A 17627-nucleotide genomic window follows, 5' to 3' on the forward strand; every position below is an offset into this window, starting at 1 on the left:
CCTTTAAAGGTTCTGGCCAGGGTTTTCTTTTTCCAAAATGTCATCAATCATCTTATCTAGGCGGATGATACTTTTCATCGCGCGGTCGTATTCGATTTTGCGGTAGTGGTGCATGCCGCCTTCTTCTTCGTCTTTTTCGTCGGCGAGTTTGACGATTTCCTGCATCGGCGTCCGGACGATGTCGTTGGTGGGTAGGAAGGAATCGGTATGGAAGAGGATGGCAAGTGCGATCGTTTTTGCTTTGACCGGATTTTCTCCGAGCCGGATCAGCAGCTTGTGGGCGCGCTCTGCCCCCTTGATTGCATGGATATCATTTTTCCGGTACAGTTCGTAATCCCATTTTCCGTTCCTGTACCACGTGTAATGCCCCATATCATGCAAAAACCCCGCCTTTGCCGCGATATCGACATCCTGGCCCTGCTCCCGCGCAAGATTGAACGAATGGTAGGCGACGGCAATGGCATGGGCCATACCCGAGCGGTTCAGGAATTTTTGGGCAATCCGGTGTTTAAAAATGTTTTCAAGTGTTACATCCCTCATAGTCCACCTCCGCTTTAAGCAATACTATCATTTTTTCCCCATATATGAAGAAAAAGACTCCCAAATTGGAGTCCCTTTCCCTAAAGATAGGATAGCATTTTTTCACTTTGAGAATGGTCCAGCTTCAGCGCCTAGCCCCCTAAGCCGGTTCCCTCCGGAGGGTAGGGCATCTACGGGCCCATCTTTAGCTTGAAGGGGCTAATCAATGCGCTTCGGCTTTTCTTGCCATCTATATCAACCGCCTTTTTGGCGGAGGAGTAACACGCTTGGTATTACTATTCCCGCGATGTACCGGTTTAAACGTGTTGCGAAATTTGTTGGAACAAGGCCAAGCCTATTTTTTACACTGGGCATTCACCTAACTGAGGGAGGTGCATATGATAGTGGTTGAAACAATCCATTTGTCTGAAAAAAAGGGGTGTGTTCATGTGGCGGGCAGGATCAGGAACTACTTTGCCGGGGGCAATACCGCAAGGGGGTTTTACAGTTTATATGCATCGAATCTGCAGGGGCTTGACTGGCTGTTCATCCTGAAGGGAGGGCCCGGTACCGGCAAGTCCTCATTGATGAAAACGATTGGCAGGGAATGGCATGAACGTGGCTATGACATAGAATATTTGCATTGTTCTTCCGACAATAAATCAATTGATGGGGTCATTATCCCTGCCTTGAAAATTGGCATTGTAGACGGAACCCACCCCCATGTCATTGAACCGACGGCCCCTGGTGCGATTGAGGAATATGTCAACCTCGGCGAAGCCTGGGATTCCGGGGCTCTTCACAGGGAAAAAGAAACGATCCTGAAGCTGAATAAACGCATAGCCGAGGCGTTCAAACAGGCTTATGACACGTTCAAGGAAGCGCTGGCAGTCCATGATGAATGGGAATTGATTTACATCCAAAGCATGGATTTTGAAAAAGCGGATGGGTTGACAGAGAAGCTGATTGAGCAGTTTTTCGGAAAAATGAAGCTGAACAAAACTAGCGAGATTCGGCACCGATTTCTTGGGGCTGCTACGCCAAAGGGAGCCGTGGACTTCGTTCCCAACCTGACAGAGGATATCCAGAAGCGGTATTTTATTAAAGGCAGGCCGGGGAGCGGCAAATCGACAATGTTGAAAAAGCTGGCGAAAACCGGCGAGGAACGGGGGCTTGATGTCGAGATTTATCACTGCGGGTTTGATCCACACAGCCTTGACATGGTCATTTTCCGGGAACTTGGAATAGCCATTTTTGATAGCACCGCACCACATGAATACTTTCCAAACCGCGGCGGGGACGAAATCATTGATATGTACGAATTGTTGTTTCCGAAGGGTACGGATGAAATTTTTGAAGATCGAATCGCGGAAATAGCCGGAAGATACAAAGCAAAGATGAGGGAAGCCACCTCTCATCTCGCAAAGGCAAAGGAACTACATGACGAGCTTGAGGAAATTTATATAGCCGCGATGGATTTTAAAAAAGTGGAAGCCATCCGCGATAGGATTGCCAGCCAAATAAGGGAAGTGGCAAGAGAAAAGGTATAAAGTTAAATAACTCGGAGGAGGAGTATGAATGGAAGACAACAAGAATGAGTTTTTGTATGGCCCAGTGCCCTATCAGGAAGTAGAGGATGACAGGCAATTTCCACAATTCCCTGGAGGCGGGCCAGGCGGCCAGTTTCCAGGTGGCGGGCAGACGGGAGGACAATTCCCAGGAGGAGGACTAGGAGGCCAGTTCCCGGGCGGAGGATTTCCAGGCGGCGGGCAAACTGGTGGACAATTTCCAGGAGGAGGCCCGGGCGGAGGTTTCCCTGGGGGAGGGCACGATGGGCCGCCGTCAGGGCCGCCGCCTTTTGCCACCCCGCAGGAAGCATATGGAGCGACTTCTTTTGCAGTCGATCCCGGCGCGATCCGGCGCTGCCGCTATCGTTTCACCTATATATGGCTGAACAACGGACGCAGTTTCTGGTTCTACCCGACCTATATCGGGCGAACCTCGATTGCTGGCTGGCGCTACAGAAGAAACGGTTGGACATATTATGGAACCGACCTGAGGAGAATTCGGTCGTTCCGGTGTTTTTAATTACGCATATGAAAAGACGCCCGGGCAACCGGGCGTCTTTTTCCGCTTTTCTGTTGTTTTTTTAGGAAAAAATGAGAAAATTAAGAAAACAAACGAATCCTTTTCCAAGTTCATCCGTACAGATAAGTAAAGTAAATACTTGCTTGCGAAGGGGCGAGGGCGATGAAAAATTTAATCGTATTCAAGCAATGGTTCACCTTGTTCGGAATTGCTCTGGTACTTGGACTCCTGGCGATAATGATAGATGTAGTGTGGGTAAAAAAGGTATTGTGGATTGCTTTGGTGCTCATTGGAGCGGTTGCTATGGGTAAGGCGTTTCAGATGTACGAGTACGGGTTTGATATTTTAGAAAAAAGAAAAAAGAAATAACTCTTCTTAGGGCCTGCACACTAACGATGCGGCCCTAATTTATTTATAAATAGTTGTGCGTTTATTCACAAATTATAGAAGGTAGGGAGGGATGCCGTGCGTCTTTTATTGAGTGAGGAAAACCTGAAGAGGAGGAGATTAGGGTGGCACTAAGGCGAAAGCCAGCATACCGTATTGTCTTCTTGCTATTTCTAGTGTTGGGGTTAATCTCTGCTGGTTTAGGTCATCTCTGGTTAAAAAAATCCATTATCATTTTTTTTACGCTTGTTGTTTTTGCATTTTCCGATACGGCCCGTGAAATCTACGAGCAAGTGAAGGAGGAGTTTAGGAAGTGACGAGAAACATGCAGCCCGGCTGCAACCATTTGGCAGCCGGGCATTTTGTTTTTCCGAAAACGCAATTATTTCGTTTTTGTCTTTTGGTTTTTGTTCCGCTTGTTCCCTTTGCTGTTGTCCCCGCTGTTTTCCTCGGCGATTTCCATTTGATAGTGCCCTGATTCTGGAGAATTTTGGTTCCGGCTGCCCCGGTTGAATTTTTTCGTCAATGCCTGACCCCCCTTTCCTGTTTCCTTTGTAGTTTGGCTGAAGGGAAGTCTTTCATACAAAAGGATATCGCTATTCCGAAAGAGAATAGTACTATGAGACAAATTTGATGGAGCTGACAGCAATGGATATATTTTTACAAAAAACTGGCCCGGAAGACGCCGGAATATTGGCAAATATGTATTCTCTTTACCTTCACGACCTCACTGCCTATTCGGATTCATTGAAGGAAAATGAAGACGGCATGTATGAATTCGACTCTTTCTCTCTCTTTTGGAAAAAGGAAGGGGTCAATCCTTATTTCATTATGGCAGATGGGGAGCGCGCAGGATTCGTTGTCTTGCTGGAGCCACCTTTTACAAAAAAAGTGGATTACGTCATTAATGATTTCTTCGTCTATAACCGGTTTCGTGGAAAAGGGATTGCAATCCGGACAGCCGAGGTTATTTTTGAAGAGAGAAGCGGTAGTTACTTAGTCGCTCAGCTTATCCGGAATGAACGGGCGATTGCATTTTGGCGAAAGGTGTATGACAGATTTGCGATCCTTTATGATGAACAAGAGGACGAGGAAGACGGCGAACCGATTATCTTCCAGGAATTCACTGTTCCCGCATCTAACGCTTAAACGTTTGCAAATTATGTGAAAAGGAAGACCTGCATGGAAAAGTATATTTTACAATTGAAAACAATTTTTGAAGGACACCGCAGCCCGGAAAATGCGCTTGCAATGGAAAAGTACATGAAAAACCACTTCCCGTTTCTCGGCATAAAAAAACCGCTCAGGGCTGAGCTTGAAAAAAGGTTCTACGCGGAGAGCGGGCTGGCGAAAGAGCCGTATAATGAAAGGTTTATCAGGTTGCTCTGGGAGTTGCCTGAACGGGAATACCAGTATGCGGCACTCGGCTACCTGGCGAAATTCAGCCGGAAGCTAGACCGTGAGTCCCTTGAATTGGCCCGCGAATTAATTACTCATAAGTCATGGTGGGATACAGTCGACGCCCTCTCCCAAATACCTGTCGGCGCTCTTGCCGCGAGATTTCGTGATTCCATACCATTGGAGATGGATAAATGGGCCGTTTCTGATAATATGTGGCTCAGGAGGACAGCCATCCTGTACCAGTTGAAATACAAGCATGATACGGATGAAAGCCGCCTTTATACATACATCAGGCAAAATGCCGATAGCAGGGATTTTTTTATCCAGAAGGCAATTGGCTGGGCATTAAGGGAATATTCGAAAACGAATCCCGATTCGGTTAGGGAATTCATCCAGAATACGAAGCTTGCCGCGCTTAGCCGGCGTGAGGGCTCGAAGTATCTTGGCTAAACTGGGTGGCGAAGGCAGGTTTTTTTTAAAAAAAGCCCTATAAACATGGGGGAAATTGAACTCATATGGGTGCACGTGGCTGAAATGTACTAAAGGAGTTGAGACCGATGGGGAAGAGAATTACGCTCGTAGTTCTGGCGGCGTTGCTGCTGGTTGGCTGTTTGAACGAGAGGAAGGCGGAGCCGGGGAAAAAACCGCCTGAAGATAAGCCAGTTGTTTGGCAGGGCAAGGCAGAAGTGATAGACGAAAACCTCCAAATTCCGTGGTCTATCGCAAAATCGGGGGAAACCTTCTACATTTCCGAACGGCCGGGTTCCATTGTGAAAATTGAAAACGGGAAAGCAGAGCGGCAAAGGGTAATGCTGAAGGAAAGGCTGTCTGATGCTTCGGAAGCGGGGTTGCTTGGATTTGTCCTCGCGCCTGATTTCCTCTCAACCCAAACGGCTTATGCCTATTATACGTATAATGATTCGGAGGGGCAGAAAAACCGGGTGATTGTCCTGTCCCACCGAAATGGAACTTGGTCAGAGGAGAGGACGCTGATAGACGGGCTTCCAAGCGGGCCAGTCCACCATGGCGGCAGGCTGAAAATCGGGCCTGATGGAAAGCTGTATATTACATCGGGTGATGCAGCCAACCCGGAGCTTGCCCAGGACAAGAAGACGCTTGGCGGGAAAATACTCAGGATGAACCTGGATGGAAGCATTCCGGACGACAATCCATTTCCGGGCTCATACATCTACAGCTATGGACACCGAAATCCGCAGGGGCTTGCCTGGACGGCAGATGGGACCATGTACGCAAGCGAACACGGACAGTCCGCCCATGACGAAATCAACCTGATCAGGCCGGGCAAAAACTACGGCTGGCCTGTTATTATGGGAAGTCAGAAGATGCAGGGAATGGAGACGCCACTCTTCCATTCAGGCGATGAGACGTGGGCCCCTTCCGGCATGGCGGCATATGGCGATAAGCTGTATGTTGCAACATTAAGGGGAAATGCGGTTAGGGAATTCGACCTGGCTGGGAAAAAAACACGCGAATTTGCCGATGGATTTGGCCGTATCCGCGATGTGCTGATTGAAGATGACTATTTGTATTTTATCAGCAACAATACAGATGGCCGGGGAACCCCTGATGAAACGGACGATAAGCTGTATCGGGTTCGGTTGAAATAACGATTCCTACTGAAAAAAGAGGAAATCGCGGATGAAATGATAAAGGGTTTAAAAGCCAAAAGAGGCTGCACAATCGACAGCCTCTTTTACTGTTATTTCGGACCCGTTCCAAGCCCGTTCAGGATGAACTGGATTGTGCGCTCTGTTTCAGCTTCATCATCCCATTCCGATTCGGGGATAATGAGGTATTTGGCAATAAAATAGCCGATGATGGAGGAACCGACCATTCTAAGGGCGCTTTTTGGAGGAATATCAATGATTTGCCCCTTTTCCTGATAGTACTTAGCGAGTTTTTCAAACCGTTCATACAGTTTAGCGGCCACATGCTCCTTAAATTGCTCACGCAGCTCGGGCTGGAACGGGATTTCCTGAACAAGGATACGGATAATCTGGCTGTTTTTCTCAATGAACTCGCGCCTGTTTTCGAACATTGCCCGGAGGAAATCTTCAAAATCATCAAAACGCTTGTTCAGGATCTTATCGAAATCCCGGATGACAAATGGAGCCACCAACTTTGCCATCACAGGTGCCACAATGTTAAGCAACAGGTCCTTTTTTGTTTTGTAATGGCGGAAAATCGTCCCTTCGGCAACTCCAGCCTTTCTGGCGATTTCGTTGGTAGAGGTTGCCGCGTAACCTTTTTCAGAAAAGGATTCAATGGCGGCAACCAGGATTTTCTTTTGTTTATCGGTCAATTCTTCGTCGTTAAAAAGTTCTTCTGTCATTTTTTCCTGGTCAGACATGAAAATCCCCTTTCCGCATAGCTACATCTTCCTGTGCTTTTTTAAAGCAGCGATGTTTAAAATCATGAAAATAATCGATAACCCGAACAAAAGAAGCAAGTCGGGATAGATTTCTTTGATTCCATATCCCCTTACCATCAGGTTGCGCATCGCGTCGGCGGCATAATAAAGAGGTGTCAGCGGACCGATCCAGCTGAGCCACTCGGACATCGTTTCCAGGTTGAACAAGCCTGAGAAGAAAACCTGCGGCACGATGACGAGAGGAATGAACTGGATGATTTGCATTTCATTATTCGCAAAAGCCGACAATAGAATGCCAAGCGTCAATGCTGTGAAGGAAAGGAGTAGGATGGTCAAAAGGACGAGCAGGAACGACCCTTCCATCAGCATATCAAGAATGTAGATTCCATACCAGGCGATAATCGTTGCCTGGATGGTTGTAAAAATCCCGAAACCGAATACATATCCCACGACAATTTCCCATCGCCGCAGCGGGCTAGCGAGGAGCCTTTCAAGCGTCCCGCTCGTGCGTTCGCGCAGGAAGGATACCCCTGCAATTAAAAAGACAAAGAAGAACGCGAAATAAGCAAGAAGGACAGGGCCGAAGTAATCAAATTGGCTCATCGTTTCAGAGCCGTGCAAATAATCGACCTGGAGTTCCTGTGTGCCAGCATTGGGAAGAATCTGTTTGTATGCCTTCTGAACCCAAAGCAGGACTGCCCGGTTGGCGGTTGGATCGCTGCCTTCAAGCACAATTTCGGGACTTTTCCCTTTGATGGACAGGTATCCATCAAGGCCGCCATCTTTCAAAGCTTTCTCTGCTGATTCGCTGGAAATGTAGTTTGTTATTTTCGCATCATCAAGATCCATTTGTTCCTTTAGCTGCTCGGGAAAATCAACAAGCCCTACTTTCGGAACGTAATCCCTGCCGTTAAAGACGAGGTTCAGCATTGTCAGGATCAGGATGGGAGCAAGAATCATCAGTGCCATCGTCCGTTTGTCGCGCAAAAACTGCCTTAAAATCCGGATAACGAGTGCCTTGATACGCATTATACCGCACCTCCATAAACTAGGAATGCCTGCTCAATTGTATCGGAATCTGTATTTTTCTTAAGCTCTTCCGGCGTTCCAACGGCAATCAGCTTCCCGTCGCGGATCATGCCGAGCCTGTCGCATTTCTCGGCCTCATCCATGACGTGGGTCGTAACAATGATGGCAGTACCCTTTTCCTTCAGCTCATAGAACCGCTCCCAAATACTTTTCCTCAACACGGGATCAATCCCCACTGTAGGCTCATCAAGGATTAGCAGTTCCGGTTCATGGAGCAAGGCTGCCGCGAGAGAAAGGCGCCGCTTCATCCCCCCGGAATAATTCGATACAAGCTTGTTCAGGTCCCCGCCCAATTGGACGATCTCCATGACTTCTTCTATACGCTCTCTCAGCCGTTTCCCTTTCAATCCATAAAGCGCGCCGAAAAACTCGAGATTGTCTTTTGCGGATAGCTCCTGGTAGAGGGCATCGGACTGGGACATGTACCCCGCTTTTTCAACGAGCTTGAGGGAAGGCATTTTTTCGTTGAACAACCAGTTCTCACCCTCTGTCGGCAGTTCAAGGCCGATTAGCTGCCGGACAATAGTTGTCTTCCCCGCACCGGAGGGACCGAGAAGGCCGAAGATTTCACCGGGATAAATATCCAGATTAATAGTGTTCAAGACTTGCTGTTTTCCAAAAGACTTTGAAACATTTTTAACAGAGACGATGGAGCTGTTTTCCATAGCAATCCACCTTTCATTTTTAGAGTGAGTAATCACTCATTTGTTAAGTTTATTTTATGCCAAATGGTTCGAGAATGGAAGTGAGTAATCACTCATTTTTGAAAAATAAAATTCGACAATTGTTTCAGTCCTTTTTGTCACCAGGTTACGAAATTTCAAAAAAACAATATATAATGAAAAAAGAAAAGTATATGAGCGAGGTGTAAGTAAGTGGCAGACTTTCAGTCAAGTGTCATCATCCATAAACCGGTTAGCGAGGTATTCCAGTTTGTCAGCAGCATGGACTATATGCCGGAAATCATGCCGAACATTATCAAAATTGAGAAGCCGGGCAAAGGCCCTTTGAAGCCTGGCGATAAAGTAGTCGAAACACGCATGATTCGAGGCAGGGAAACAAAAAACGAACTTGAAATTGTGGAGTATGAAGAAAATAAATTGTTTTCGTACCGAAGCAATTTGAACGGCCTTCAATCGACTTACCGGTATATCTTTGATGAAATAGAAGATGGAACCAATGCGCATTTTAAAGCTGATATTAAAACTAGCGGCATTGTCATGGCCCTAACAAAGCGATTCATTGTCAATATGCTGAAAAGAGAAGACGGCAACCAGATGAAATATTTGAAGGACGTAATGGAGGGGAATGAGTAAGCTTCCGGATGAAGTGGGAATTTGACAGCAAAAGAAGTTTTCTCGGCTTCGGTGTCCGAATGAAGCAGTGATTCTGACAACAAAAGAAGTTTTCTTGGCTTCGGTGTCCAAATGAACAAAACACCCGATGGCAAACCGCCAGCCGGGTGCTTTTTAATATGCAATAGTAGATCAAAAACTCGTCGGTAAAAGTCGTTTCCCGCTAAATAAGGTCTAAAATTTATATGTCCAAAACCGTTCTACGTTCACCCATACCATCGTTTGCGGGTCCTGGTTCTTCAATTTCTCTTCCATATCCTTTACCATTAGCTGGGTCTGGGAACGGTGCGCTTTGATTGCCTCAAGCTTTATGTCGGCAACCGGAGTGATATCGTGGACAATGTCGGCTTCCCCAAGTTCCTCGACGCAGTTTTTCGCGAACGCGACACAATGGAGCTTCGGCCTCCTCGCCGGAGCGATTTCGCTGACGGCCCTAATTACCGCCCTTCCCGTTGCTTCATGGTCGGGATGGACGGAGTAGCCTGGGTAAAATGTGATAACCAGCGAAGGGTCAACTTCTTTAATGATTGATGATATATCGGCGGCAAGCTTAGCTTCAGCCTCAAATTCGATCGTTTTGTCCCTGTAGCCAAGCATCCGCAAATCCTTGATGCCAAGTACCCTCGCCGCTTCCTGGAGCTCTCCCTTTCGAATTAGCGGCAGGGATTCCCTTGTCGCAAAGGGAGGATTCCCCATATTCCTGCCCATTTCCCCAAGGGTTAGGCATGCATACGTCACCGGCGTCCCGTTTTTTGTGTGGGTGGCGATTGTCCCCGATACACCAAATGCCTCATCATCTGGATGTGGAAAGACTACGAGCACATGGCGTTCTTTTTCCATATACAAATCTCCTTTAGGATTAGTCTTCATCATTATGGCCTTTATTCAAAAGGTGTAGGGCTGACTTGAAGGGCAACCGCGAGTTTCCCATTGAAATCGTGCCCCGCCATTAAAAGGCGCCCTTTCTCATCCACCTCATAATGCGTAATTCCTTCCGCATATACCCAGCCAAGGGGTATTTTCAGCCCGACACGATACGGGCCGGTGCCTGTGATTTTGCCGAGTTCATACGTGACTTTGGCGTTCCGGATATGGGCGCCCGATGAAAAGAATGACTGGTCAAAATGGGAAGCATAGGCGCCATTTGTCGTTTCTAGGTGAATGTAAACCTCTTTGCCGCAAAATTTATCAATCGCGGACTGGACATTTGCCTTGATGACTGGTTCCAACTAAATCCCCCTTCCCCGCAGATCGGCTCTGCTTTTTTATTAGAGTCCTTTAATCCTTTTATCATACTAAAAACTGGATTGGAATGCGAAAGCATTGCACTTGGTTAAATGTCCCGTAAAACAGCAACGGGCCGGAAGCAATCCCGGCCCGTTGTTTGAATGCCGCAAAAGCCAGCCATTGGGCCAGGAGCAGCTGTAATCGGACACATGCGAAGCATGTGTCCCAACTCTTACGCAATTAAGTCCTTATGCGTTTTTATGAAGGTTTCTGAATTCGCCCTGCCAGGTAGGCCCGACATACTCGTTAAGCCTGAAACCGTGTTTGATGGCTTCTGTAATGAAAGCCTTAGCCGTATCGATTGCCTGCTCCACTTCCTGTCCTTTCGCAAGGCCTGCGGCAATCGCGGCAGAGTATGTGCATCCTGCCCCGTGGGTGTAGGTTGTCTCAATTTTATCCGTTTCGTACAGCTTATAGTTTTTGCCGTCGAATAGTAAATCCATGGCCTTGCCTTCATGCTCGAATTTGCTTCCGCCCTTGATGACGACATATTTGGCGCCCTGCTCATGGATAATGGCTGCCGCTTGCTTCATTTGGTCCAAATTGCGAATTGGGCCTGTCTTTGCAAGCTGTCCTGCTTCAAAGAGGTTCGGAGTTACAACTGTCGCGCGCGGGACAAGCAGCTCGCGCATTGCATCGGTTGTTTCGGGGTTAAGGACTTCATCTTCACCCTTACAGACCATCACCGGGTCAATCACAACTTTATCAAGCCTGTTTTCATCCATTACTTTTGCAGAGAGTTCGATGATTTCTACCGTTCCGAGCATTCCTGTTTTCATGGCGTCGATTCCTGTCGAAAGAATCGTTTCCAGCTGTGTCTTCAATGTTTCAACAGGCAGCGGATGAACTTGATGGTGCCAGCCCTCCGGCTTCATCGTGACAATTGTTGTCAGCGCGGTCATTCCGTAGACGCCAAGCTCCTGGAATGTTTTCAGGTCGGCTTGGATGCCAGCGCCGCCACTTGTATCTGAACCGGCAATCGTCATTACTTTTTTGATCGACATGCTGTTGCCTCCTTGTACTTGGATGTAGGACGGATTTCCATTCATCGTTCCAATCCAAAATCCACCGATTTATATAATTCATTCCTCATTTTACTCAGGATGATGCACGTTTGTAAAGAAATCGTGGAGGATTTTTTCGGGTTGCGAAAGATGTTACGTTTTTTTGACATTGGGTTGCGGCGTGATAATTATTACTGCAACTCCCCCATTTTCGTCTTACTCTGATAGAAAGAGGATGTTTGCAGAGTGGTAATGTTTGAAACTTCCACAAAGAACCTTTTCTCCGTTCTTCCCATACCCACGGTGAATATTTTAAAGGTTCACAAATTGTCCAAACAAAAGCCACATATATGCAAATGAATTGTCAAACCTTAGCCACCACTTTTCAAAAAAAATCCAAAAATTTCATTGTTTATCGTTTCATTTTCCTTTGATACCAAGGGATTGCCTTATCAAGGCATCCAAAACCTCTATTGTGATGTACATCACAGTTTAAAAGGTATTTCATTTCTACAATAAAAATTGGCGAAGACTTTTGCCAGAACATGCAAGGGAGGAAAGGCAATGAACAGAAAAAGCTGTCCCGATGAGTACCCTATAAATCTTTCGGTCAATGGCTATGAAATTGCCGTTTTCCAGTTGACGAACTCCGATTTGGAGGATTGGGCTTACGGTTATCTCTTTTCCGAGGGGATGATTGAATCCGCGGATGATATAGAGCAAGTACTTTTCCACGAGGGCAATGCAACCCTTCAGGTAACACTAACCAATTCTTTTGACGGCGAGAAAATGTTCTCGAAGAAAAAGCATTATACCGCAGGATGCGGGCGGGGGGTCACGTTCTTTTCGATGACGGATGTGAAACAGTTTGAAAAAGTCCGTTCCAAACAGAAATATCCGTTAAGCTACCTTCTTAAGAAACGGGCGGAATTCGCCCAATGCTCGACGCTTTATTTGGAAACTGGGGGTATGCATGGCGCCTGCATCATCAATGAAGACGGCTCCATGGTTGTCCGGGAAGACATTGGCCGCCACAATGCTGTGGACAAGATAATCGGTCATGCAATTAGGAACCGGCTCAGTCCGGAGAAGCTGATTCTTCTGACAACAGGTAGGGTTTCATACGAAATGTTATCAAAGGCAGCAAAATTTGGCTTCGCCGTCATCGGATCAAGGACCGCCGCAACAAAACAGGCTGTCCAGTTAGCCAAATATTTAAATATTGAGGTTGTAGGCTATTTAAGAGGGAAAATGGCCGTCATTTATACCTCGGCAGGAAGGGTCCATAGTGACCTGAGGGAGACTGCCGCTGCAGAAGTTAATTGAAAGGAGGCAAAGTGAAAGCGATTCACCAGTTGAATCTGAATTAGGGGCAATAGGGATGCTCTAGGTTAATTAAGGGAAGGAGACACAGAGATGGTTGAAATCAACCTGAACCGCCGGCAATTTTTAAAATTGTCAGGCGCCACAGCGGCCACGTTGGCCATCGTTGAGCTGGGCTTTGATGAAAAATCAGCCTATGCGAAATCGAAAGAATTTAAAATTGCCAAATCAAAAGTAACACCAACCATTTGCTGCTATTGCGGCGTAGGATGCGGAATCCTTGTCCATACCAAAGACAACACCGTTGTGTATACAGAGGGGGATCCCGACAACCCAATCAACGAAGGAAAGCTTTGCTCGAAAGGAACAACTTTAAGGCAGCTTTACACTTCTGAAAAGCGTCTTACAAAGCCATTGTACCGTGCGCCGGGCAGTGAGACGTGGGAAGAAAAAGAATGGGAATGGATGTATGACACAATCGCTAGGCGCGTCAAGGAAACACGTGACGCTTCTTTCGTGGAAAAAGAAAACGGAATGTTTGTAAATAAAACAGAGCGAATTGCGAGTATGGGCGGAGCGGCGCTCGACAACGAAGAGTGCTATTTGCTTGCGAAAATGATGAGAGGGCTTGGCGTCGTTTATCTCGAACACCAGGCGCGAATATGACATAGTTCTACGGTTGCCGGTCTGGCACCTACATTTGGTCGTGGAGCAATGACTAACCATTGGAATGATCTGCAATATACCGATTGTGCTCTAATCATGGGAGCCAACCCTGCTGAAAACCATCCGATTTCATTCAGGTGGCTGACGAAGGCAAGGGAAAAAGGAGCGAAAATTGTTTCAGTTGACCCGCGCTACACAAGGTCTTCCGCAATGTCAGATGTTTACGCTCCCCTTCGTTCAGGTACGGATATCGCATTTCTTGCAGGAATGATCAATTATGCAATCGATAACAACTTGATTCACAAAGAGTATGTTGCTAAATATACAAACGCTTCATTTATTCTTAAAGACAGCTATGACTTCAATGATGGCCTCTTCACTGGCTATGATGAAGCAAAGCGCAGTTATGATAAAACACAATGGGCTTTTGAAACGAATGAAGATGGAACACCGGTCAAGGATCTAACCCTTGAACATCCACGTTCTGTTTTCCAAATGATGAGAAAGCATTATTCCCGTTACACAATCGAAAAAATTGTTGAAACAACTGGTACTCCTAAGGAAGACTTCCTAAAAGTTTGTGAAGCTTTCTGTTCAACTGGAAAAGTAGGCAAATCAGGTGTCATCATGTATGCAATGGGTATCACCCAGCATACGGTCGGTTCGCAAAACGTCCGTGCAATGGCAATCCTACAGCTTCTTCTCGGCAATGTCGGGATTCCTGGAGGCGGCCTTGCAGCAATGCGCGGTGAATCAAACGTACAGGGGTCAACAGACTTTGCCCTTCTATACGCAGACCTGCCTGGCTACGTCGGTGCACCAAAAGCAACTGTCCCTGAACATGCCACTCTCGCAGGGTACAACGAAAAAGAAACGCCAAAAACAGGCTACTGGAGCAATAAGCCTAAATTCTTGGTCAGCATGCTGAAGGCTTGGTACGGCCCGAATGCAACTAAGGAAAATGAGTTCTGCTATCAGTATCTGCCAAAAGGAAATAAAAACTATTCCCATATCAACCTGTTTCATGCCATGTATAACAAGGGAATCGATGGATTGTTCCTATTCGGGACCAACCCTGTTGTAGGGGGACCTAATGCCGGCAAAGAGAAAGAATCGCTTGCCAACCTGAAATGGCTCGTAGCAGTTGATTTGTGGGAAACAGAATCGTCTGCATTCTGGAAAAAGGAAGCTGGCGCGGATCCAAATAAAATTGCAACAGAAGTATTCCTGCTCCCAGCATCCTCTTCATTTGAAAAAGAAGGGTCTGTATCGAACAGCTCCCGCTGGATGCAATATCGCTGGAAAGCAATCGATTCAAGGGGAGAAGCAAAGGCAGACCTTGAAATCATCCATGAGTTTACAACAAGGATCAAGGCGCTTTACAAAAATGAAAATACACCAGCTGCAAAGACAATCAACGCTCTTTATTGGAACTTTGGCGAAGGAAGCCATCCTGATATCGACCTTGTCTGTAAGGAAATCAACGGTTATGACCTTACAACAGGCAAGCTGCTGCCTGGCTTTGGCAAGTTGATGGACGATGGAACAACTTCAAGCGGAAACTGGATTTATTCCGGCTTCTATCCTGAAGAAGGAAAGAACCGCGCGAAAAACCGTGATGCGAAAACAGGCGGCCCTAACTTCCTGAACTGGTCCTATGCGTGGCCGATGAATCGCCGTATCATTTATAACCGTGCTTCGGCCGATCCGCAAGGCAATTCGTGGAGCAATGACAAGGAGGTCATCCATTGGGATGCCATCCAGAATAAATGGGTCGGAAACGATGTACCTGACTTTGTAGTCGACAAGGCGCCATCTGATCCGGGCGGACAAAACCCATTTATCATGCTGAAGGATGGAGTCGCTGGGATTTTTGCCGGCCTGAATGAAGGGCCTTTCCCTGAGCATTATGAGCCGTTTGAAAGCCCGATTACCAATATGTTCTCGAAACAGAATTTAAACCCTGCTGTCCAAATCTTTGAAGGTGACTTTAACCTGAAAGGTGAGAACAAGGATTTCCCGATTGTCGCTACAACCTATCGGGTGAGCGAACATTGGCAGTCCGGATCGATGACACGGAACCAGCAATGGCTGTCGGAGCTAGTAGGCCATATGTTTATAGAAATCAGTGAAGAGCTGGCAAAAGAAAAGGGCATCAAGAATAAGGACAAAGTAATCGTTACCTCAGCCCGTGGAGAAGTTGAAGCCTACGCCATGGTAACGAAACGTTTCAAGCCATATACAATCAAAGGCAAAAAGGTCCACCAGATCGGCATGCCTTGGCATTTTGGTTACAAAGGGTACGCAACAGGGGATTCGGCCAACCATTTGACACCGCATATCGGCGATGCCAATACAACCATTCCTGAGTATAAAGCATTCCTTTGCGACGTAAGGAGGAAAGGCTAATGCCGGAATTTGTAAAATATGTTGATGTCACTAAATGTGATGGATGCCGTGCCTGTATGGTGGCCTGCAAGAACTGGAATGACCTTCCTGCAGAGGAAACAGACTTCCTGGGCAGCGTTCAGTCACATCCAAAGGTAACAGCTGATACATGGAATGTTTTGCAATACATTGAGCATGAAAACTCAAAAGGCAATCTTGATTACCTGTTCCGCCACTCTTCATGCTTCCATTGCACAGACGCGGCCTGTGAAAAAGTCTGCCCTGAGGATGCAATCTCCTACACTGAATTTGGGACAGTCGTCATTGACCAGGAGAAGTGTGTAGGTTGCGGATATTGTGTCCAGAACTGCCCGTTCGATGTTATTTCGTTAAAAACGTATATTGACAAAAACGGCAAGGAATATAAGAAATCTCATAAATGTACAATGTGTACTGACAGAATTGAAGAAGGACTCCAGCCAGCTTGTGTAACAACTTGCCACACAGGTGCGATGGAGTTTGGCAACAAGGATGAAATGATCCGCAAAGCTGAAAAGCGCGTGGCTGAAATCAAGGAACGCTATCCGAATGCAATGGTTTACAACCCACAGGGGGTAGGCGGCACCCATACCGTTTATGTGCTAGCTGAAAAGCCATCCGTTTACGGTCTGCCGGAAAACCCTAAAGTTCCGACTTCCGCTGTATTGTGGAAGGATTATGCCCAGCCAATCGGCAAAATGATGATTGGTGCGACAACAATGGCTGTCGTTGGCGCATTTGTTACCAACAAGTTGTTCAACAAGGAAGGGAAAGAGCATGACGAAGATGGAGGTGGAAGCAATGAGTAAGCCAATCAGGCCGGACGTTAAAGTAAGGCGTTTTTCAAAAGGATTCGTTTGGGCTCATGCTGTGAATGCCATTTCCTTCTTGGCCCTGTACATTACAGCCCTTCCAATGTATACAGAGTTTTTCGACTGGCTTTATCCGATTTTGGGCGGACCCGCAAACGCGCGGCTGCTTCACCGGATATTTGCGGTAACATTTATTATGCCGACTTTCATCTGGCTCATTTTCGATCCAAAGGGTTTTACGCGCTGGTTGAAGGAACTTGTCACTTGGAAAAAGAGGGATCTTCAATTCTTTACCGAATTCGTTAAAGAGTTGTTCGGTTTCAAGTCCAAGCATGTAAGACAACCATTCTTTAACGCCGGTGAAAAAATCAACTCGATTATCCAAATTGTCACGGCCCTTCTTATTATCGGGTCTGGTTTTCCAATGTGGTTCCCGGATTTGTTCCCAAAAGCGGTCGTTCAATGGGCGTATTTCTTCCACAACGTCGGCTTTGGGCTTGCCATCGCGGTAGTTGTCGGCCACGTCTATTTGAGCGTGGTGCACAAGAACTCCCGCCCTGGCTACACAGGCGTCATTACCGGCGAAGTGCCCGCCTGGTGGGCAAAGGACCACTACACGGAATGGTACGAAGAAGAAGTTAAAAACGGCAACTTCCCTGATTTAGATAAACTCTCTAAAAACAAAAACACAAACGAAAACAAACAAAAAAATAAAGGCGCGTAAAAACCGCCGGCGGCCCGGAGTCCCCGGGCTCGTGATACCACATCAGATTAAAATGAAAAAGGAGATGGCTGTCTACTATGGACAGCCATTCCTGCTAAACAACCTCTTTGTCCTGAAAAATACAGTTGAGCCATATTTTGGCGTGTGGGGTTG

The 17627-nt window shown here is 46.8% G+C and carries 19 protein-coding genes and 1 pseudogene; 12 read left to right on the forward strand and 8 right to left on the reverse strand.

The window, feature by feature from the left end; translation table 11 throughout:
• Window positions 1–3: 3 nt before the first annotated feature.
• Window positions 4–540 (reverse strand): HD domain-containing protein, encoded by a 537-nt coding sequence (locus tag RB160_RS19815; RefSeq protein ID WP_316572171.1) that lies wholly within the window; start codon window positions 538–540, stop codon window positions 4–6.
• A 428-nt stretch (window positions 541–968) separates the two neighbouring features.
• Here RB160_RS19815 and RB160_RS19820 point away from each other — a divergent pair, with 428 nt between their 5' ends.
• The 3 genes from RB160_RS19820 (at window position 969) to RB160_RS19830 (ending at window position 2976) form a co-directional block, all read left to right on the forward strand.
• Window positions 969–2069, forward strand: coding sequence for a PRK06851 family protein (locus RB160_RS19820; protein ID WP_316572217.1), 1101 nt, complete (start codon window positions 969–971; stop codon window positions 2067–2069).
• Window positions 2070–2097: 28 nt separating this feature from the next.
• Window positions 2098–2607 (forward strand): hypothetical protein, encoded by a 510-nt coding sequence (locus RB160_RS19825; protein WP_316572172.1) that lies wholly within the window; start codon window positions 2098–2100, stop codon window positions 2605–2607.
• Between the two features lie 162 nt (window positions 2608–2769).
• Window positions 2770–2976: a hypothetical protein gene (locus tag RB160_RS19830; RefSeq protein ID WP_316572173.1), complete on the forward strand. Its 207-nt coding sequence runs from the start codon at window positions 2770–2772 to the stop codon at window positions 2974–2976.
• A 400-nt stretch (window positions 2977–3376) separates the two neighbouring features.
• Here the strand turns inward: RB160_RS19830 and RB160_RS19835 are convergent, their stop codons facing one another.
• Entirely contained in the window at window positions 3377–3520 is a 144-nt protein-coding gene (locus tag RB160_RS19835; RefSeq protein ID WP_316572174.1) for a hypothetical protein, read from the reverse strand.
• 122 nt (window positions 3521–3642) lie between these two features.
• Between RB160_RS19835 and RB160_RS19840 the strand changes: the two genes are divergently transcribed.
• The 3 genes from RB160_RS19840 to RB160_RS19850 all read left to right on the forward strand — a co-directional run bounded on the left by RB160_RS19840 (window position 3643) and on the right by RB160_RS19850 (window position 6023).
• Window positions 3643–4143, forward strand: coding sequence for a GNAT family N-acetyltransferase (locus tag RB160_RS19840; RefSeq protein WP_316572175.1), 501 nt, complete (start codon window positions 3643–3645; stop codon window positions 4141–4143).
• 33 nt (window positions 4144–4176) lie between these two features.
• Window positions 4177–4845, forward strand: a complete 669-nt coding sequence (locus RB160_RS19845) for a DNA alkylation repair protein (protein WP_316572176.1) — start codon at window positions 4177–4179, stop codon at window positions 4843–4845.
• Window positions 4846–4952: 107 nt separating this feature from the next.
• Complete coding sequence (locus RB160_RS19850) at window positions 4953–6023, forward strand: PQQ-dependent sugar dehydrogenase (RefSeq protein WP_316572177.1); 1071 nt, start codon at window positions 4953–4955, stop codon at window positions 6021–6023.
• A gap of 92 nt (window positions 6024–6115) precedes the next feature.
• Here the strand turns inward: RB160_RS19850 and RB160_RS19855 are convergent, their stop codons facing one another.
• The 3 genes from RB160_RS19855 to RB160_RS19865 are packed head-to-tail and all read right to left on the reverse strand — an operon-like array spanning window position 6116 to window position 8541.
• Complete coding sequence (locus RB160_RS19855; protein ID WP_316572178.1) at window positions 6116–6766, reverse strand: TetR/AcrR family transcriptional regulator; 651 nt, start codon at window positions 6764–6766, stop codon at window positions 6116–6118.
• Between the two features lie 21 nt (window positions 6767–6787).
• On the reverse strand, window positions 6788–7816 hold the full coding sequence (locus RB160_RS19860; protein WP_316572179.1) for an ABC transporter permease: 1029 nt from the start codon (window positions 7814–7816) through the stop codon (window positions 6788–6790).
• A complete protein-coding gene (locus RB160_RS19865; protein WP_316572180.1) occupies window positions 7816–8541 on the reverse strand; it encodes an ABC transporter ATP-binding protein in 726 nt (241 codons plus the stop codon). Before RB160_RS19865 ends, RB160_RS19860 begins: the two co-directional genes overlap by 1 nt.
• A 210-nt stretch (window positions 8542–8751) precedes the next feature.
• Between RB160_RS19865 and RB160_RS19870 the strand changes: the two genes are divergently transcribed.
• Window positions 8752–9192 carry an SRPBCC family protein gene (locus tag RB160_RS19870; protein WP_316572181.1) on the forward strand — a complete coding sequence of 147 codons (441 nt, stop codon included), beginning with the start codon at window positions 8752–8754 and terminating at the stop codon, window positions 9190–9192.
• Window positions 9193–9405: 213 nt separating this feature from the next.
• On the opposite strand, the gene bshB2 is transcribed toward RB160_RS19870, so the two are convergent.
• The 3 genes from bshB2 to pdxK all read right to left on the reverse strand — a co-directional run bounded on the left by bshB2 (window position 9406) and on the right by pdxK (window position 11522).
• Window positions 9406–10071: a bacillithiol biosynthesis deacetylase BshB2 gene (bshB2, locus tag RB160_RS19875; protein ID WP_316572182.1), complete on the reverse strand. Its 666-nt coding sequence runs from the start codon at window positions 10069–10071 to the stop codon at window positions 9406–9408.
• 41 nt (window positions 10072–10112) lie between these two features.
• Window positions 10113–10460: a YojF family protein gene (locus RB160_RS19880; protein WP_316572183.1), complete on the reverse strand. Its 348-nt coding sequence runs from the start codon at window positions 10458–10460 to the stop codon at window positions 10113–10115.
• A gap of 246 nt (window positions 10461–10706) precedes the next feature.
• On the reverse strand, window positions 10707–11522 hold the full coding sequence (gene pdxK, locus RB160_RS19885; RefSeq protein WP_316572184.1) for a pyridoxine/pyridoxal/pyridoxamine kinase: 816 nt from the start codon (window positions 11520–11522) through the stop codon (window positions 10707–10709).
• A 564-nt stretch (window positions 11523–12086) separates the two neighbouring features.
• Here pdxK and fdhD point away from each other — a divergent pair.
• The 5 genes and pseudogenes from fdhD to RB160_RS19905 all read left to right on the forward strand — a co-directional run bounded on the left by fdhD (window position 12087) and on the right by RB160_RS19905 (window position 17474).
• Window positions 12087–12848 (forward strand): formate dehydrogenase accessory sulfurtransferase FdhD, encoded by a 762-nt coding sequence (gene fdhD / locus RB160_RS19890; RefSeq protein WP_316572185.1) that lies wholly within the window; start codon window positions 12087–12089, stop codon window positions 12846–12848.
• 90 nt (window positions 12849–12938) lie between these two features.
• Entirely contained in the window at window positions 12939–13511 is a 573-nt protein-coding gene (locus RB160_RS24130; protein WP_483870184.1) for a twin-arginine translocation signal domain-containing protein, read from the forward strand.
• Window positions 13512–13523: 12 nt separating this feature from the next.
• Window positions 13524–15920 (forward strand): annotated as a pseudogene (fdnG, locus tag RB160_RS19895) (formate dehydrogenase-N subunit alpha); the annotation flags it as partial.
• Entirely contained in the window at window positions 15920–16747 is an 828-nt protein-coding gene (locus RB160_RS19900) for a 4Fe-4S dicluster domain-containing protein (RefSeq protein WP_316572186.1), read from the forward strand. The pseudogene fdnG and the gene RB160_RS19900, both read left to right, overlap by 1 nt.
• Window positions 16740–17474 (forward strand): formate dehydrogenase subunit gamma, encoded by a 735-nt coding sequence (locus tag RB160_RS19905; protein ID WP_316572187.1) that lies wholly within the window; start codon window positions 16740–16742, stop codon window positions 17472–17474. Before RB160_RS19900 ends, RB160_RS19905 begins: the two co-directional genes overlap by 8 nt.
• Window positions 17475–17627: the final 153 nt, after the last annotated feature.

It is taken from the genome of Neobacillus sp. YIM B06451 (assembly GCF_032667185.1).
Taxonomy (GTDB): Bacteria; Bacillota; Bacilli; order Bacillales; family Cytobacillaceae; genus Bacillus_D.

Excerpts from the sequence above, each read along its gene's own strand:
- RB160_RS24130 (WP_483870184.1), top strand. The coding sequence starts at position 12,939 with ATGGTTGAAATCAACCTGAACCGCCGGCAATTTTTAAAATTGTCAGGC.
- RB160_RS19855 (WP_316572178.1), bottom strand. The coding sequence starts at position 6,766 with ATGTCTGACCAGGAAAAAATGACAGAAGAACTTTTTAACGACGAAGAA.
- RB160_RS19845 (WP_316572176.1), top strand. The coding sequence starts at position 4,177 with ATGGAAAAGTATATTTTACAATTGAAAACAATTTTTGAAGGACACCGC.
- RB160_RS19825 (WP_316572172.1), top strand. The coding sequence starts at position 2,098 with ATGGAAGACAACAAGAATGAGTTTTTGTATGGCCCAGTGCCCTATCAG.
- bshB2 (WP_316572182.1), bottom strand. The coding sequence starts at position 10,071 with ATGGAAAAAGAACGCCATGTGCTCGTAGTCTTTCCACATCCAGATGAT.
- RB160_RS19830 (WP_316572173.1), top strand. The coding sequence starts at position 2,770 with ATGAAAAATTTAATCGTATTCAAGCAATGGTTCACCTTGTTCGGAATT.
- RB160_RS19900 (WP_316572186.1), top strand. The coding sequence starts at position 15,920 with ATGCCGGAATTTGTAAAATATGTTGATGTCACTAAATGTGATGGATGC.
- RB160_RS19860 (WP_316572179.1), bottom strand. The coding sequence starts at position 7,816 with ATGCGTATCAAGGCACTCGTTATCCGGATTTTAAGGCAGTTTTTGCGC.
- RB160_RS19905 (WP_316572187.1), top strand. The coding sequence starts at position 16,740 with ATGAGTAAGCCAATCAGGCCGGACGTTAAAGTAAGGCGTTTTTCAAAA.
- RB160_RS19840 (WP_316572175.1), top strand. The coding sequence starts at position 3,643 with ATGGATATATTTTTACAAAAAACTGGCCCGGAAGACGCCGGAATATTG.
- fdhD (WP_316572185.1), top strand. The coding sequence starts at position 12,087 with ATGAACAGAAAAAGCTGTCCCGATGAGTACCCTATAAATCTTTCGGTC.
- RB160_RS19815 (WP_316572171.1), bottom strand. The coding sequence starts at position 540 with ATGAGGGATGTAACACTTGAAAACATTTTTAAACACCGGATTGCCCAA.
- pdxK (WP_316572184.1), bottom strand. The coding sequence starts at position 11,522 with ATGTCGATCAAAAAAGTAATGACGATTGCCGGTTCAGATACAAGTGGC.
- RB160_RS19865 (WP_316572180.1), bottom strand. The coding sequence starts at position 8,541 with ATGGAAAACAGCTCCATCGTCTCTGTTAAAAATGTTTCAAAGTCTTTT.
- RB160_RS19850 (WP_316572177.1), top strand. The coding sequence starts at position 4,953 with ATGGGGAAGAGAATTACGCTCGTAGTTCTGGCGGCGTTGCTGCTGGTT.